Raw genomic sequence first — 15,551 nt, forward strand, 5'->3', positions numbered from 1 at the left:
GGACAGTACTTCTACGCCACGGTGCGCGCGGTATCTCCGTGCGGCCGAGTCAGGCACAGGCTTTGCTCACCGATGGCCGGATCGGAGACCGTCAGCAGCACAACACCTCTGCCGGTGTCGATTTCGGTGCGCACCTTCGTGATTCCATCCGGCGCAACGCCGAGGCGCTGCCGGACCTGGTTCGGCAGCAACATCTCGGACAGGACGGTGAAGGCGTTGGTGTCGACCGTGACGCCGTACGAGCCGGTGCGCGGCGGATCCAGCTGCGCGCCGACGAAGGCCGCCCCGAGACCGAGCCGTCCACCCGTCCGTCGGACCGGCGAATCGGCTTGCGATACAGCCGGTTTCGTCACTTCGGTCGATAACGGAGCGGCGGGCGGCGGCAATTCGTGCCGTTCGCTGGTGAGCACCGTCTCGATACGCACCGGGCCGGTGACGATGTCCTCGCGCGGCGTCGGGGTGGCCGGTGCGGCGTGTGCGCCGGACAGACCGCCGGTCGCGGTCATCTGATTGGCGACATACGCCCCGGCGACGACGGTGAGGGTGAGGCTGGCCGCTCCGGCGAGCACGATCGCGGTATGCCGCGCGATCTGGCCCGGCGTCGTGGAGCGCTTCGATGCGGGGTGATGGGCGAGCCTGGTTGCCGACACGATACGTTCTCTCCTTCCGCCGGTTGGCGGCGTTCAGGCGAGATTTGCCTACGCCGCGGATCGGATATGGCGGCCCGCGTCGTTGAAAGCCGTACGCTCGTCCAGGTTACGGTGCCCCGGGTGAACAGGCGGTAGCCGTGCGGTCAAGATCACGTTTGGCCCGGCACGATGCCGTATCGCTTCTAATGCCGAGGGACGTTCATGTTTCCGTGCGTCGACAACGGGGTAAAACATTTTTTAGTCGGCGAGCGCCATTCTCGACTGCCACATCGAGACACCCCGGCCAACGGCGTCCGGCCGTCGACACGAACGGCGCACCCAAGTGTGGCGCTCGCCGGCGTCCAAATAGTTCCGCGCGCAGGAGAAATCGTGTGCGCGGCGGCGATTTGCCGCCGCGAGTCGGGGTGTCGCGATCGGCCCCCCGCAGGGCCGGAGCATCGGGCGGGTCAGTTGAACTGGCCCGCCTTTCGGCCGTTACCGGCAGGTCCGGCGAAAGCCTGTGCGATGGTGAGCCATTCGGCCGCATCCGGGCCGATCGTCAACAGTGCCAGATCGTCGCGATGCCTGCGCTGGGTGACCAGCAGGGAGAAATCCACCGCCGGACCGCTCACCCGCTGTTCGGCGTCCTCGGGACCCCAGGTCCATACCCCGCCATCGGGCGCGGTCAACTCTACCCGGAATTCCGTTGCCGGAGCGGGCTTTCCGTGCACCGAGTAGGCAAAGTTCCTGGTGCGCACGCCGATATGGGCGACGGTGCGCAGCCGTGCCGTCGGGGTGCGGTCGACGCCGAGGCTGTCGGCGACATCCTGTCCGTGCGCCCAGGTCTCCATGATGCGGGCGCTGATCATCGATGCGGTGCTCATCGGCGGGCCGAACCACGGCAGTTTGGTTCCGGCCGGAACCGCGCGCAGCGCCGCGACCAGTCCGGTTCGCCCGGCCCGCCAGCGCGCGAGCAGTTCGGCGGGTGCGGTGGCGGCGGCCTCGTCGGCGCCCTCGTCGACGAAGGTCAGCGCGCGCGGCGCGGCGGCGGCCAGCAGCTTCGCGAAGGCATCGGCGTCGGTGGCCGCGGTCGTCGCGACCTCGTCGGTCCAGGCCAGATGACCGATCTGATGGGCGATGGTCCAGCCGGGCGCCGGCGTCGGGCGGGCCCATTCGCCCGGGTCCAGCGGGGCGACCAGGCGCTCCAGATCCGCGCATTCGGCGGTGAAATCGCTGAGCAGAGCGTCGAGGTCGGCCATCTGATCCCTGTCTTCCCGCGGGCGACGAGCCGAACGCGGCTCGCGGTCCAGCATCGCAATCAGCCCGAAGAAATGCAAGCACGCATGCTTGTTTTATCGGCTCACCAGCCGAAGGCGATCAGGTGCGCCGCCCCGACCACCAGCCCGAGCACCGCACCGTGCAGGTAGAGCAGCCAGGCATCCTGCTCGACCGAGGCGTAGAACATCTCCATGAACTCCCCCGGGCTCAGCTGCTGCAGCTTGCGCGCGGCGAATTCATCGATCTTCTTGGCCTGCTCCAGCGCGAAGGCCTGATCCTCCACCAGACTCGGCGCCAGGCTCACCGCCGCACCCGCAGCGCCCACCTTCAGGTTGTCGAACTGACGCCGCCCGAACGCGGCCCGAACCACCGAGGTGGTCGGCCCGAGCTGACGGTGGATCTCCGCCGAGATGAGCCGCTCCAGCAGCTGAAAAGTCTTGTCTCCGTTGGGGCCTTCCAATAATTCGGTGGCCAGATTGGGCAGTGTGAGCACCTGGTAGGCCAGGATCTTCGCGAGATCGCTCGCGGCCTGCGGTTGCCGCTTGGCCAGCAGCGCCTGCCGCCACAGATATCGGTAGCGCGGCTGCGGATCGCCCGGTTCGAACACCATCTTGATCGCGATCACGTTCACCAGCACCCCGATCGCCGCCGCACTGGCCAGCACGATGATCCAGCCGGGCAGCCAGCCGAATACCGGAATGCTGTGGTGCACATTCATATACAGCGCGAGCAGCAGGCCGAACGGCGCGCCGAGCAGCCCGACGCGGACCATGAAACGCAGCTCCGGCGCCGCGATGCTGGTGGTGAGATCCTTGAGGATGTCCGGATTGGCCCGTAGATAGCGGATGACGAAGCTCTTGATGTCGATCAGCTGATCGACATTGTCGCCGAGCGATTGGAAGGCGTTGCGGCACAGCGTCGGCAGCTCCCGCTCCACCCGCTGATAGACGATCTGCTGAATGGTGCGCGGAACACCCCGCCACAGATCCGGATTCTCCCGCAGCATCAGCTCGTTGACCAGCGGCTGAACTTCCTTGCGGGCCAGCACCGCGATGTAATCGGCGACGGCCTCCAGATCCAGTTCGTGGATGAAATCCTTGGGGTTGCCGATCCGCATCAGCGCCTTGTCCACACAGATGCTGGCCATCTTCTCGGCCCGCGCCGGAATGAAGCCCTGGAAGCCGATCTGCTTGCCGTCGCCGGAGAACGTCGGCAGCACCTGCACCCGGCGCGGCAGGTACGGGTACAGCACCGCGAGTCCCGGAATGCGGATGCCACGGAACCGGACCGGCCAGAACAACATCAGCACACCGGTCCAGTTGGTCAGCCATCCGGCGAGCGCGCTGAAGACCGGGAAGGTGATCAGATCGACCACCAACTTCGGCTGGCCGGTCAGCTGCTCCCAATCGATGAGCACACCGGCCGAAAGTGTGGTCATCGCTGGATTCTCCCCTAGTCCGAAACCGACGTGACCGTCGGTATGAGATAGCTGCGGCCCCACATTCTCATTGCCCTCTCCGAGGTGTCAACGCGCCGCGGGCCAGCCGCCCGCGGGCACGAGCCGGTCGACCGGTTCGGTGCCGAGACGCTGCATCCGCTCCAGCAGCCCGCGCTGCCCTTCGATCAGTTGGCGATTCGAATAACCCTGTGCCCGAAGGGGTTTGCGGGCGGCGCGCCGACTGCGCCGGGTGATCAGCGTGGCCAGCTGCTCCGGCGTCGCGATACCGCGGGCGGCGGCTATCGGAATCATCGAACGGAACCACTCCCGTTCCCCGCGCAGTACCCAGGCGTATACGGCCGCGAAGAACGCGACATAGACGACCAGTTTGAGCCCGATACCGAGGTATTCGATATGCGCGGTATCCGGTGCATCCCAACCGAAGTGCAGCGCGCACCCCATCGAATAGAAGACCGCCAATACGCCGAGCCTGCGCGTCATCGACCAGTCCCGCCGCGCCACCGCGACGACGATGCCGATACCGGCCAGCGCGGTGAACATCCAGTGCGATGCGATACCGGCGACGAGCCGGACCGCCCCGACCAGGATGGCGGGCGTCGCACCGCCCTGCGCCGAGGTCAAGCCCGCGTTGGCCTCGTAGATCAGATCCTCCACCACCTGGAAGCCGAGCCCGACCCAGCCGCCGAGCAGCAGCCCGTGCATCGGCCGGACGAATATCCACCGCCCGAGCCAGGCGACGGTGAATACGCCGATGCCCTTGATGCCCTCCTCGACGATGGTCGCGGAGATCGGCGCCTGCCAGTCGTTGGCGAAATCGTCGCCGGCGATGTTCTGCACCACCCGCATCAGGTGGTCGTTGCCGAACAGTGCGATACCGGGTCCGGCCAGCGCGCCCCACAGAAAGCCGAACCGCAGGCCGGTGCGCAGCACGTGCCGCGCCCGCAGCCGGTCCAGCCGGGTGATGACCCAGCCGAAGATCACCAGGGTGGCCAGCGTGAACGGCAAGCCGACCAGCACCTCCGACGCCGTCAGCGCGAAGACGCCGAGCAGCTGCAGCACCAGACCGACCCAGCCGACGCAGACGATCAGGAAATACACCCAGAACAGCGCCGAACTCGGCTGAAACCACCTCATGACGCCACCTGCATGCTCTGCACGATCGGCAGCAGTTCCGGCAGCCGCGCGCCGCCGCCCGCGAGCGCGACGCTCACCACCAGATTGTCCTTCCCGATTACCGCGCACACCCCGGACGAGGTGGCGGCCCGGCAGGTGAGCCCGTGGAATCCGGCCGGATTGCCGATCTCGCCGCCGTCGAATACCGCGTCGAAGGCCTGTAGTCCCAACACTTTTCGTCGCCACTCGAGTGCGGCGGGCAGATCGGTGACGCCATTGGTCACCGTAACCAGCAGTACCGAACCGTCGGGCGCGTCCAGCAGTGCGGTGGTCTGGTCCCCGGTGGGCCTGCGCGACCATCCGTTCACGCCGGTGAAGCCGACCGTATCGGGCGAATCGCCCGGCGCGGTCACCTCGATCCGCTCGGCGCCGACCGGCGTCTGCTTCGTCGGCACGTTCGCCGAGATCAGGACGGGTCCGCCGATCAAAACCGCAGTCGCCGCGAGCACCAGCCCCGCCTGCCGCCAATCACGCATACCGCCCATCTTCGGCGGACCGCACCCGAAATGCGCGCTGAGACGCGCCTGGCCGAGGGCACCGATTTTCGACGCGGTCCATCGGGACCACTAGACGAGGTTCAGTGCGACGGCGATGGTGCCGACCGTTGCCAGGATCGCTGCCGAGCCGACGTGCATTCCGATCGACAGCCGGATGTCCTTGTGCCGCCAGGCCAACCAGAACCCCGGGAACGTGAAGATCACCCGCGACACAAACGCCCACGGCGACCAGAAGTGGTAGACCGAGAACAGGACCGTACTGACAACCGGTGCCCATCCGCCCAGGTAGGCGATGCGCGGCAGCAGAAATCCGCGGAAGTACAGCTCCTCGATGAGGGGCAGGGAGATTCCCGTGAGCGCCAGGCATATCACCATCGTGGTGAGGGTGATCGAATGCGAGTACCCGTGGAGATAGGTGTTGTTGCCGCTGCCACTCGTGTCTGCGTACGGGAGCCAGGTGAAGAAGTCCCGGAAGAAGGTGTTCATCGGTGCCGACGCAAACCCCAGCAGCATCATCCACACGATCAGTGGGATGACCATGGCCACGAGCTTTCCACGCGGGACCGGCTTGTCGGTGTAGTGCAGTACGTGGTGTAGCGAGAGGCGGCCGTTGTGCCGATGGCCCAGCCACAGCAGCCCTAGGAGGATCGGGATCAGAACCAGGCACAGGGCGATCGCCCAGCCAAGGAAGGCCGGATAACCGATGGCTTCGACGAATGGTTCGCCGATGAGCAGGTAGGCGGCGACGATCAGGAGGCCGGGGACGAGATGCAACGCGATGGCCAGCGGCAGTGGGTGGCGGTCGCTCAGCAGCAGCCGGACTGTTCCATTCGATCGCGTGTCGTCAAGGGCGCGCATGCCAGGAATTCCTCGTGCCGCGCGTCAGACCGCGGTGGCGTGCCGGATGATGATGTTGCCGAAGGAATTTCGTGCGTACACCCGCACGATGTCCGCATGTTCGGCGGGCCGGTCGACCGGTTGCATCAGATTCCGCACGGTGCCGTACTGGGCGTTGGTTTCCAGCCACGCCGCACTGCCCGGGCGGATACCTACCTCCAGCTCTCCCATGGCGGTTTCCAGCCGGAGCTCGCCGCGTGCCGCTTCGCCGATGCGGATATTGCCTTTGGTGGTTTTCGCGGTCACCGAACCGAGTGCGTGTTCGACGGTGATGTCGCCGGAGGTCAATTCCAGGTCGCACTGGTCGAGAGCGCCGGTGCTCGACAACCGACCCATGCTGACGGTGGCTTTCAGCCGGGAGCCGGTGGGCACCTCGATGGTGACCTCGATCGAGTGGTTGTTGCCGCCGAACGGGGTGTGGGTGCGCCAGTCCTTCGGTGTTTTCACCGTGAGAATGCCAGCTATGAAATCGACCCGGGTCTGGTCGGCGGCGCGTACGTCGTTCTTCTTCGACTCGTCTGTCGGCAGGACCCGCACGACGGCCTCGGTGCGGTCGGTGGCGATGACCGTGACGTTGCCGCGGAGTATGTCGGCGGTGACGGCGATCGGTCGCGGAGCAGGGAATGTGGGCATGGCTGTACTCCAATGGTGTGACGTGGGGGTGTGATGTGTGGAACCGGTGACGGGTCAGTGGACCCAGCCGGTGAATTGGTCGGCGATGTCGATGTCGGCCGAGCGCAGACGTTCCTCGCCCAACTTGGTCAGCCGGGCCCAGACCGGATTCTGGTCCGCGTGGTGGTGGAGCAGTTGGAATCGGGCCGCGCCGTCATGGCGAGTCCGCAGTCCGGCCGGGACGGCCAGCAGTGCGGGATTGGCGATGAGGTGGTCGGCCAAGGCGATGGCGAGTTCCTCGATCCGCGGGTCGTCGGGTTCCCACTCGCCCGCGCGCAGAGCGCGCATGAGCAGGCGGACATAGACGGGGTCGTCGAGGATGTGCTCGATATGGGCGAGATAGTCATCGAAGCCCTCCGGCACCAGGGCCCTGACCAGCACCATGGCCTCTCGGCTTGTCGTCACGTCGGCCGTGGTGAAGCCGAGCCCGGGCAGTCGGTCCAGCAACGCGCAGGCACGATCGGGTAGCAGGAGCCGGTCACCGCCGGACATGCGGCGCAGCATGTCCCGCCGCGTGAACAGCTCCTCGATCCGGTCGGACAGGCGTCGGTCGACGTCGACGAGCGCGGCGGCGAACCGGTCGGGATCGGCATCGAGCAGATCACCGATCTCGGCCAGCGGCACGCCGGCAGCTGCCAGCGTGCGCACCTGAACCAGCCGCAGCAGATCGTCGGATCCGTACCGGCGGTAGCCCGCGCTGTCGCGTCGTGGTTCCACGATGAGCCCGTGCTCGTGATAAACCCGCACCGTCTTGACAGTGACGCCGACGAACGCCGCCGCCTGCCCGATCGTCAGCCCGTTCATCATCCGCTCAGCCAACCGCGCGATCGACAGTGGCGGCAAGCTCGCGAACCGCGGCAGCGACCGCAGGGGAATCCTTGGCCAGGATCTTTTCGTGGTTGCTCGCGACCTTCGCACTCATTGTCAGGTTCGGGTTGCGAACCAGCAGTGGCGGGAGGGTCGCGCGCGCCTGGTCCATCTCACCGCCCTCGGCGCCCATGTGATCACCCGAGGCAACCACATACCGGACCGGGAAGGTCAGGTTCTCGAGGATCGGGCGGAGGGCGGCGTGGAGCGCGTGGGCCTCGATGGCGATCTCGGCGTGTTTGGCGGCGGACATCCGCGCGGTCAGGCCCAGTGGGGCCGCCAGCGGCAGCACGAACCGTAACCGCCCGAACAGTTTCCGGACTCGTTCCAGGCCGGCCTCATCGGTCCAGCCGACCGGAAACGGGCCGTCGACCCCGACGACGCCCGCGGCTCGGCCCGGGTTCCGGTCGGCCCAATGCACACCGAGCAGCGCACCGTAGGACCAGCCGACCAGCAGCGGCCGCTCCCGCACCTCCCGCGCCGCCAGGACGGCATAGAGGTCACGCAGACACGCCTCGAAGGTGTAGTCCGCCGACCGCTTCGATTTGCCGCGGGCCCGCTCGTCGTAGCTGATATGCCGGTAGCCGGGGCCGAGGTCGGCGATGACGTGTCGCCAGTGCTTCTGGCTGGCAAAGGTGCCGTTCAGATAGACGACGGGAAGACCGGGTCCACCGGTGTCGGTCACGGCCAGCGCGGTGTCCTCGACCGGCACCATGCCGGTCCAGGCGGAAGTTCTCGAGTGCGAAGAAGTGGTCATGCGATGAGCGTGCACCTGCACCTCGGGTCAAGGTCAACGCGCGAATTCCGGTTGGGCCGCCCGACACCCGACGTGCCTGTCGAACGTTCGGCGGGAGGGGTGATTCGCCCTCAGCGAACGTCGGACCAGGTGCGGAACAAACCGGGAGGGAGCGGGGTTGAGTAGGCATCGCTCAACTTTTGCGTACTGAAGAAGGGTCGAAGACGTGACTACACCACAGAACCTGCCGGTGCTGTTCCTGACCGATCCGATCGTGCTGCCGGGCATGGTCGTGCCCATCGAGCTGGACGAGGCCGCGCAGGCCGCGATCGACGCCGCGCGCGCCGCCAAGGAGGGCCAGGTTCTCATCGCGCCTCGGCTCGACGAGGGGTACGCCAGCTACGGCGTCGTCGCCACCATCGAACAGGTCGGCAGGATGCGCGGTGGCGCGCCGGCCGCCGTGCTGAAGGCCGAGCGCCGCGCGAAGATCGGACACGGGGTCACCGGACCCGGCGCCGCGCTCTGGGTCGAGGCCGAACCGGTCGATACCCCCGCCGCCGACGGCCGGACCAGGGAACTCGCCGCCGAATACAAGAAGCTGGTGGTCTCGGTGCTGCAGCGCCGCGAGGCGTGGCAGATCATCGACGCGGTCAACCAGCTGACCGATCCGTCGGCCATCGCCGACACCGCGGGCTACGCGAGCTACCTGACACCGGAGCAGAAGCGTGAGCTGCTCGAAACCCCGGATGTGGCAAAGCGTTTGACCACGCTGATCGACTGGACCAAGGCGCATATCGCCGAGGCCGAGGTCACCGAGAAGATCAGCGACGAGGTCCGCGAGAACGTGGAGAAGAGCCAGCGCGAATTCCTGTTGCGCCAGCAGCTCAACGCCATTCGCAAGGAGCTCGGCGAGGGCGAGCCCGACGGCGCCGACGATTACCGGACCCGGGTCGAGCAGGCCGACCTGCCCGACAATGTCCGTCAGGCCGCGCTGCGCGAGGTGGACCGGCTGGAGCGGTCCAGCGACCAGAGCCCCGAATCCGGTTGGATCCGCACCTGGCTCGATACCGTGCTCGAGCTGCCGTGGAGCGTGAAAACCACCGACTCCACCGATGTTTCGGCCGCGCGGGCGGTATTGGACGCCGACCACCACGGCCTGGACGAGGTCAAGGACCGGATGGTCGAATACCTGGCCGTGCGCGCCCGGCGCGCCCAGCGCGGCTTGGAGGTGGTGGGCGGTCGCGGCTCCGGCGCGGTGCTGGTGCTGGTCGGCCCGCCCGGTGTCGGCAAGACCTCGCTGGGTGAATCCGTCGCGCGGGCACTCGGCCGCAAGTTCGTTCGCGTCGCCCTCGGCGGCGTGCGCGACGAGGCCGAGATCCGCGGTCACCGGCGCACATATGTCGGGGCGCTGCCGGGCCGGATCGTGCGCGCCATGAAGGAGGCGGGATCGATGAATCCCGTTGTGCTGCTGGACGAGATCGACAAGGTCGGCTCCGATTTCCGCGGCGATCCCGCGGCGGCGCTGCTCGAGGTGCTCGATCCGGCGCAGAACCACACCTTCCGCGACCACTACCTGGATCTGGATCTCGACCTGTCCGATGTGCTGTTCATCGCGACCGCCAACGTCATGGAGACCATCCCCGGCCCGCTGCTGGACCGGATGGAGCTGATCACCGTCGACGGCTACACCGAGGCCGACAAGGTGGCCATCGCCCGCGACTTCCTGGTGCCGCGGCAGTTGGAGCGCAATGCCCTTACCGCCGAGGAGGTTTCGATCACCGAGGCGGCGCTGCGCGAGATCGCCGCGAACTACACCAGGGAAGCCGGTGTGCGGCAGATGGAGCGGCTGATCGCGAAGGCGCTGCGCAAGGCGGCCACCCGGCTGTCCGAGGGTCCGACGATCGTCGACCTCGGCTACGACGCGGAGCTGGGCTACGACCTGCCGAAGGTCGAATCCGGCTCGGCCGCAAGGCAACTGGAGATCGACGTAGCCGAGCTGAAGGATTACCTCGGCCGTCCGCGGTTCACCCCGGATTCGGTGGAACGCACCGCGGTGCCCGGCGTCGCGACCGGCCTCGCGGTGACCGGCGCGGGCGGCGACGTCCTCTACATCGAGGCCAACGCCGCCGAGGGTGAACGTTCGCTGACCCTGACCGGCCAGCTGGGCGACGTCATGAAGGAATCCGCGCAGATCGCGCTGACCTACGTGCGCTCGCACCTGGAGGAGATCGGAATCGAGCCGAAGGTGCTCGATCGCAATATCCACATCCACTTCCCGGCGGGCGCGGTGCCGAAGGACGGTCCGTCCGCGGGCGTCACCATGGTCACCGCCCTGGTGTCGCTGGCGCTGGGCAGGCAGGTGCGCGCGGATGTCGGCATGACCGGTGAGGTCACGCTGAACGGCCGGGTGCTGCCGATCGGCGGGGTGCAGCAGAAACTGCTCGCCGCCCAGCGCGCCGGGTTGAAGACCGTGTTCATCCCGGCCCGCAACGAGCCGGATCTGGACGAGGTCCCGGCGGATGTGCTTGCCGCACTGGATGTCCGGCCGGTCGCCGATGTGGCCGATATCCTGGCCTACGCCATCGAGCCGGTCGCCGAACCGGCACTGGACGGTCGCGCCTTCGCCGCGACCGCCTGACCGGATCGCGAACGAGCCGTGCGATGTCTTCGGACGCGCACGGCTCGTTCGCTTATCCGGACTTGCTGGGCGTGGAGCCGACCGGGCTGGGCCAGCCGACACCGCGATGCAAGAGTCGTGCAAGCGTGCTTACCGAAACTTGGCCCATGACAACAACCGAACGTGTCCCGGTACTCGTGGTCGGGGGCGGCCTGGTCGGTATCTCGACCGCACTGTTCCTCGAATATCACGGCATCCCATACCTTCTCGTCGAACGCCGGAACTCTGTGTCGGCGTTGCCGCGCGCCCGCGGCGTACACACCAGGACCAGCGAGATGTTCCGGCAGGTCGGTGTCGAGCGGCAGGTCGAGCAGGTATCCGCGGCCGTGGTCAAGGCGGGCTCCTTCGGCGGAGCGAGCCGCGGCGCGACCCTCACCACCGCGACTCAGCTGGATCTCGGGCACCTGCGCCACGGCGTCACGGGCGGGGTGGCGAGTCCGTCCAAGTTTTGCTTCGCCCCGCAGGTGTTGCTCGAACCGGCACTGGTCGAAACGGCCCGGGCCCGCGGCGGCGATCTGCGCTTCGGTACCGAATTGATCGAATTCGATGCGGACACCGCCGGTGTCACGGCCCGTGTGCGGGATGACAAGGGCGAGCGGGTCATTCGCGCCGATTACCTCATCGCCGCCGACGGCGCGAGCAGTCCGGTGCGGCAGGCACTCGGCATCGGCGGCTGGACGGTACCGCCGACCGAGCATTACATCAATACCTTCGCGCGGGTCGACCTCACCGCGGTGCTCGGCGGAAAAACCTTCAGCCAGTGCGAAATTCGCAACGACACAGTGCGCTGCCTGGTGCTGGCGAAGAACAATACCGACGAATGGTCGTTCCATCTCGAATACGATCCGGATCGGGAAAGCATTGCCGACTACCCGGACACGCGCTGCGTCGAATTGATCCGGGCAGCCGTCGGCATCCCCGATATTCCGGTCGAGGTGCTCGGCAAAGCGGCTTGGGACACCGGCGTTTTCGTCGCCGACGAATACCGCCGCGGCCGTATCTTCCTCGTGGGTGACGCGGCCCACCGATTTGCGCCATGGGGTGGGTTCGGTGTCAATACCGGTATCGCAGACGCGCACAACCTGGTGTGGAAGCTCGCGGCGGTGTTGTCGGGTGTCGCCGAGGACGCGCTATTGGAGAGCTACCAGACAGAACGCCGCCCCCGTGCCGTCGTCGCCGTCGAACAGACGATGCGGAATGTGGATTTCGATGCCCGCTACGGCATCCGGACCGCCGACAATGCCGAAGCCTTCGTCGGAAAGCTGGATTTCGGCACCGTGATGATGAAATACCGATACGAATCCACGGCCCTGTTCGGCGGCGAATCCGCCGGGAACGTCCCGGAATTGACCGGTCAGGTCGGCACCAGGGTGCCGCACATGTGGATCGACGCCGACGAGCAGGTCTCCACCGTCGACCTGCCCGGCCCCGGATTCAGTCTTCTGATCGCCGGCACCTCGGCGCGCTGGCGCGACGCCGCGGCAAAAGCCCAGCGCGACACCGGAATCGACATCACCGTCGACGCGCTGCCCGCCGCGGAGTGGTCGGCCTGCACGGGACTGTCGGAGGGCGGTGCGCTGCTGGTGCGCCCGGATATGCATGTCGCGGCGCGCTCGGACGCAGGTCTGGATCCGGCATCGCTCACCGAGGTGGTGCGCCGGATCACCGGCCAGGTCGTCGCGGCCGACTACGCGGAGTCCGCGTGATCGCGGTGAATTGTTGCCGCCGTTCGTGATCCGGCCACCGGCCGTTATCAGGCCACCGGGCGCGGGCGGCGCAGCAGCCACGCCCAGAACGAGCGGCGCGGCGGGCGGGGATAGCGGGCTAACACCGAACCCGAACCGACCTGGCCCTCGAATCGCAGCAGCGGCGCACCCGGCTGCCGCGGTTCGGTCACCTTGCTCTTCAGGTCGCCGCTGCGGACCTCGATTCGGTCGAGTTCGACCTGCCAGCCGCGCGGCATCAGCAGCAACAGCGAGCCGGACCCGATTTTTACCCGTACCGTCACCTCGGTATGCGGGCAGAACGCCTCCGTGAAATCGAGTTTGATTGAGCCGGAACGGACTTCGAGAGTGATCTCGGACGGGACGATCCAGCTGCCGACCTTCTCCCGCGATCCGCTCCCGGTGCGCAGCTCCAGTGGTTCGGCCACCGGCGCGGGCAGATCGGCGGTGACCGCGACGAGTTCGGTCGAGGTTCGCGCCGCATATACCGCGACGAGCCGCTTATCCAGTTCGAACAGGTCGATCCTGCCCTCCTCGACGGCGCGCTGCAGTTGGCGCGCGGCCAGCTCGCGATCGGTATCGCCGATCAGGTTCTGCGGAACCTGGGCCGGAAGCCGCGGTTCGAATGTGTCGGCCATGTGGACTCCCCTCGCTCTCTCCGGAATCGTACGACTCGGCGGCGGTCGCGACCCGATGGCCGGAATTCCCCAGGTTGTCACCGGTGTGCGGTAGGAACGACCTATGGCCCGATGGCTGCTGCACGTCGATCTCGACCAGTTCCAGGCGGCGGTGGAATTCCGCCGTCATCCGGAGCTGCGCGGTCTGCCGGTGATCGTCGGCGGCAACGGCGACCCCACCGAGCCGCGCAAGGTGGTGACCTGCGCGTCCTATCCGGCACGGGCCTACGGCGTGCGGGCCGGGATGGCGCTGCGCAGCGCACAGCGCAAATGCCCGGACGGCATCTTCCTGCCACTGGATATGGCCACATACGAGGAGGCGTCGGACGAGGTCATGTCGCTGCTGCGCACCTTTCCCGGCCGGGTCGAGGTCTGGGGCTGGGACGAGGCCTTCCTCGCCGCCGACACCGACGATCCGGAGGCGCTGGCCCGCGAAATCCGCGCCGCCATCGCCACATTGGAGCTCACCTGCGCCATCGGCATCGGGGACAACAAGCTCACCGCCAAGCTGGCCACCGGCTTCGCCAAGTCGTCGCACAAGGATTCGGCCGAGCCGAATATCGCCGCCGCACAGGGGATGTTCCGGCTCACCGCCGAGAACTGGTCGGAGGTGATGGCGCACCGGCCGACGAATGCGCTGTGGGGCATCGGCAGCCGGATCGCGGCCCGGCTCGCCGAACTCGGCATAAACACCGTCGCCGACCTGATGTCCGCCGACCGGCACCGTCTCGCCGCCGAATTCGGCCCGAATACGGGCCCGTACCTATGGGTGCTCGGCCGCGGCAAAGGGGATACCGAGGTGACCGAGGAGCCGCGAATTCCGGTGGGCCGCAGCAAATCCGAGACCTTCCCACACGATCTCACCGACCGTGCCGAGATCCGCGCCCAGGTGGCTCGCCTCGCCACCGAGGTCGCCGAGGAGATGGCCGCCGCGGGCCGGATCCCGATGCGGGTCTCGGTGACCGTGCGCAGCAATACCTTCTTCACCCGCAGCAAACAGGAGAAGCTGGCCGAGCCCACCACCGATGTGCCGACGATCGTCGCGGCGGCGCTGCGCATCGTCGACCGATTCGAGCTGGATCGGCCCGTGCGGTTGCTCGGCGTCCGGCTGGAATTGGTGCCGCAGTAGCGCGCGTTTCATAGCCGCGCCGATCGTCCGCGCCGCTCGTATGCTCGAGTCCATGGAGTTCTTGGCGATGGTGGCACACGAATCGGATAGCGGGATCGTGCTGGCGCGCCAGCAGGTCGGCGCGGATTTCCTCGGACCTGGCGACGTCACGATCAAGGTGCACTACTCGAGCGCGAACTATAAGGACGCCCTCGCGATCACCCCGCGCGGTGGCGTGGTGCGCAAGTATCCGATCATTCCCGGCATCGACATCATCGGCGAGGTCTTCGCCACCGACGTCGACGATTTCGCGCCGGGCGATCTGGTGGTCGCGCACGGCTACGACATCGGGGTGTCGCACAACGGCGGCTTCGCCGAATACGCCAGGGTGCCCGCCGACTGGGTGGTCAAACTGGACACGCTCAACGCCAGGGACACCGCCGCGCTTGGCACCGCGGGTTTCACCGCGGCGCTGAGCGTGCAGTCGCTGCTCGATCGCGGCCTGACCCCGGACGACGGGGCGGTCCTGGTCACCGGGGCGACCGGCGGTGTCGGCAGTGTCGCGGTGGATATTCTTTCCGGCCTCGGCTTCGAGGTGATCGCGTCGACCGGTAAGACCGACGCGGGCGATCTGCTCGCCGAACTCGGCGCGAACGAGGTGATCGGCAGACTGCCCGAGGATCCCGAGGCCAAGCTGCGCCCGCTCGGCAAGGCGCAGTGGGCCGCCGCGGTGGACAGCGTCGGCGGTAAGTCGCTGGCCTACATCTTGAGTTCGATCGGCTACGGCGGCGCGGTCGCCGTCAGCGGGCTCACCGGCGGCTCCGACCTGCCGACCACGGTCATGCCGTTCATCCTGCGCGGTGTCGCGCTGCTCGGCATCGATTCGGCGTACGTGCCGATCGACCGGCGCCGGGAGCTGTGGACCAAACTCGGCAAAGAGTACCGGCCGCAACATCTTTCGCGGTTGGAGAACTACGCGCCCATCACCGACGCGGAAAAGGTGCTGCGCGCCATCCAGGGTGGAACGCATTCGGGCCGAACGATTCTGGGCGTCGCGGGCGAATTCTGATCTGCCGCAGGTGGGGTACGCACGACGACGCCTCGCTGACGCTCGGCTTTCGTCGTGCGTACCAGGCGTTGTTCCGAGATCGGGGGCG

14 protein-coding genes are annotated in these 15,551 nt (G+C 67.4%); 4 read left to right on the forward strand and 10 right to left on the reverse strand.

All coding sequences use genetic code 11. The annotated features are described in order from the left end of the window. Positions 1-11: 11 nt before the first annotated feature. The 9 genes from LGY53_RS06635 to LGY53_RS06675 form a co-directional block, all read right to left on the reverse strand. Positions 12-650 carry a hypothetical protein gene (locus tag LGY53_RS06635; protein WP_225725757.1) on the reverse strand — a complete coding sequence of 213 codons (639 nt, stop codon included), beginning with the start codon at positions 648-650 and terminating at the stop codon, positions 12-14. Between the two features lie 446 nt (positions 651-1,096). Beyond that, positions 1,097-1,888, reverse strand: a complete 792-nt coding sequence (locus tag LGY53_RS06640; RefSeq protein ID WP_225725758.1) for a TIGR03084 family metal-binding protein — start codon at positions 1,886-1,888, stop codon at positions 1,097-1,099. A gap of 101 nt (positions 1,889-1,989) precedes the next feature. Continuing rightward, a complete protein-coding gene (locus tag LGY53_RS06645; RefSeq protein WP_225725759.1) occupies positions 1,990-3,345 on the reverse strand; it encodes a hypothetical protein in 1,356 nt (451 codons plus the stop codon). Positions 3,346-3,432: 87 nt separating this feature from the next. Beyond that, positions 3,433-4,500, reverse strand: a complete 1,068-nt coding sequence (locus LGY53_RS06650) for a PrsW family intramembrane metalloprotease (protein WP_225725760.1) — start codon at positions 4,498-4,500, stop codon at positions 3,433-3,435. Continuing rightward, entirely contained in the window at positions 4,497-5,015 is a 519-nt protein-coding gene (locus LGY53_RS06655; RefSeq protein WP_225725761.1) for a hypothetical protein, read from the reverse strand. Before LGY53_RS06655 ends, LGY53_RS06650 begins: the two co-directional genes overlap by 4 nt. 90 nt (positions 5,016-5,105) lie before the next feature. After that, positions 5,106-5,894, reverse strand: a complete 789-nt coding sequence (locus LGY53_RS06660) for a CPBP family intramembrane glutamic endopeptidase (RefSeq protein ID WP_225725762.1) — start codon at positions 5,892-5,894, stop codon at positions 5,106-5,108. A gap of 24 nt (positions 5,895-5,918) precedes the next feature. Then, complete coding sequence (locus LGY53_RS06665) at positions 5,919-6,566, reverse strand: DUF4097 family beta strand repeat-containing protein (RefSeq protein WP_225725763.1); 648 nt, start codon at positions 6,564-6,566, stop codon at positions 5,919-5,921. A 54-nt stretch (positions 6,567-6,620) separates the two neighbouring features. Further along, the gene (locus LGY53_RS06670; protein ID WP_225725764.1) at positions 6,621-7,412 is read right to left on the reverse strand and encodes a MerR family transcriptional regulator; all 792 of its coding nucleotides are present in this window, start codon (positions 7,410-7,412) and stop codon (positions 6,621-6,623) included. A gap of 4 nt (positions 7,413-7,416) precedes the next feature. Beyond that, complete coding sequence (locus LGY53_RS06675; protein WP_225725765.1) at positions 7,417-8,229, reverse strand: alpha/beta fold hydrolase; 813 nt, start codon at positions 8,227-8,229, stop codon at positions 7,417-7,419. 265 nt (positions 8,230-8,494) lie between these two features. Between LGY53_RS06675 and lon the strand changes: the two genes are divergently transcribed. Both lon and LGY53_RS06685 read left to right on the forward strand, forming a co-directional pair. Then, on the forward strand, positions 8,495-10,846 hold the full coding sequence (lon, locus tag LGY53_RS06680) for an endopeptidase La (RefSeq protein ID WP_374111153.1): 2,352 nt from the start codon (positions 8,495-8,497) through the stop codon (positions 10,844-10,846). Positions 10,847-10,992: 146 nt separating this feature from the next. Next, positions 10,993-12,591 carry an FAD-dependent monooxygenase gene (locus tag LGY53_RS06685; RefSeq protein ID WP_225725766.1) on the forward strand — a complete coding sequence of 533 codons (1,599 nt, stop codon included), beginning with the start codon at positions 10,993-10,995 and terminating at the stop codon, positions 12,589-12,591. Between the two features lie 47 nt (positions 12,592-12,638). On the opposite strand, the gene LGY53_RS06690 is transcribed toward LGY53_RS06685, so the two are convergent. Then, complete coding sequence (locus LGY53_RS06690; RefSeq protein WP_225725767.1) at positions 12,639-13,247, reverse strand: DUF1707 domain-containing protein; 609 nt, start codon at positions 13,245-13,247, stop codon at positions 12,639-12,641. A gap of 103 nt (positions 13,248-13,350) precedes the next feature. Between LGY53_RS06690 and LGY53_RS06695 the strand changes: the two genes are divergently transcribed. Together LGY53_RS06695 and LGY53_RS06700 are read left to right on the forward strand one after the other, a co-directional pair. Further along, entirely contained in the window at positions 13,351-14,415 is a 1,065-nt protein-coding gene (locus tag LGY53_RS06695) for a DNA polymerase IV (protein WP_225725768.1), read from the forward strand. Positions 14,416-14,467: 52 nt separating this feature from the next. After that, the gene (locus tag LGY53_RS06700) at positions 14,468-15,463 is read left to right on the forward strand and encodes an acryloyl-CoA reductase (protein ID WP_225725769.1); all 996 of its coding nucleotides are present in this window, start codon (positions 14,468-14,470) and stop codon (positions 15,461-15,463) included. Positions 15,464-15,551: the final 88 nt, after the last annotated feature.

It is taken from the genome of Nocardia sp. JCM 34519.1 (genome assembly GCF_020361265.1).
Classification (GTDB): Bacteria; Actinomycetota; Actinomycetes; order Mycobacteriales; family Mycobacteriaceae; genus Nocardia; species Nocardia arthritidis_A.

Excerpts from the sequence above, each read along its gene's own strand:
- LGY53_RS06640 (WP_225725758.1), bottom strand. The coding sequence starts at position 1,888 with ATGGCCGACCTCGACGCTCTGCTCAGCGATTTCACCGCCGAATGCGCG.
- LGY53_RS06645 (WP_225725759.1), bottom strand. The coding sequence starts at position 3,345 with ATGACCACACTTTCGGCCGGTGTGCTCATCGATTGGGAGCAGCTGACC.
- LGY53_RS06650 (WP_225725760.1), bottom strand. The coding sequence starts at position 4,500 with ATGAGGTGGTTTCAGCCGAGTTCGGCGCTGTTCTGGGTGTATTTCCTG.
- LGY53_RS06655 (WP_225725761.1), bottom strand. The coding sequence starts at position 5,015 with ATGCGTGATTGGCGGCAGGCGGGGCTGGTGCTCGCGGCGACTGCGGTT.
- LGY53_RS06660 (WP_225725762.1), bottom strand. The coding sequence starts at position 5,894 with ATGCGCGCCCTTGACGACACGCGATCGAATGGAACAGTCCGGCTGCTG.
- LGY53_RS06665 (WP_225725763.1), bottom strand. The coding sequence starts at position 6,566 with ATGCCCACATTCCCTGCTCCGCGACCGATCGCCGTCACCGCCGACATA.
- LGY53_RS06670 (WP_225725764.1), bottom strand. The coding sequence starts at position 7,412 with ATGATGAACGGGCTGACGATCGGGCAGGCGGCGGCGTTCGTCGGCGTC.
- LGY53_RS06675 (WP_225725765.1), bottom strand. The coding sequence starts at position 8,229 with ATGACCACTTCTTCGCACTCGAGAACTTCCGCCTGGACCGGCATGGTG.
- lon (WP_374111153.1), top strand. The coding sequence starts at position 8,495 with ATGGTCGTGCCCATCGAGCTGGACGAGGCCGCGCAGGCCGCGATCGAC.
- LGY53_RS06685 (WP_225725766.1), top strand. The coding sequence starts at position 10,993 with ATGACAACAACCGAACGTGTCCCGGTACTCGTGGTCGGGGGCGGCCTG.
- LGY53_RS06690 (WP_225725767.1), bottom strand. The coding sequence starts at position 13,247 with ATGGCCGACACATTCGAACCGCGGCTTCCGGCCCAGGTTCCGCAGAAC.
- LGY53_RS06695 (WP_225725768.1), top strand. The coding sequence starts at position 13,351 with ATGGCCCGATGGCTGCTGCACGTCGATCTCGACCAGTTCCAGGCGGCG.
- LGY53_RS06700 (WP_225725769.1), top strand. The coding sequence starts at position 14,468 with ATGGAGTTCTTGGCGATGGTGGCACACGAATCGGATAGCGGGATCGTG.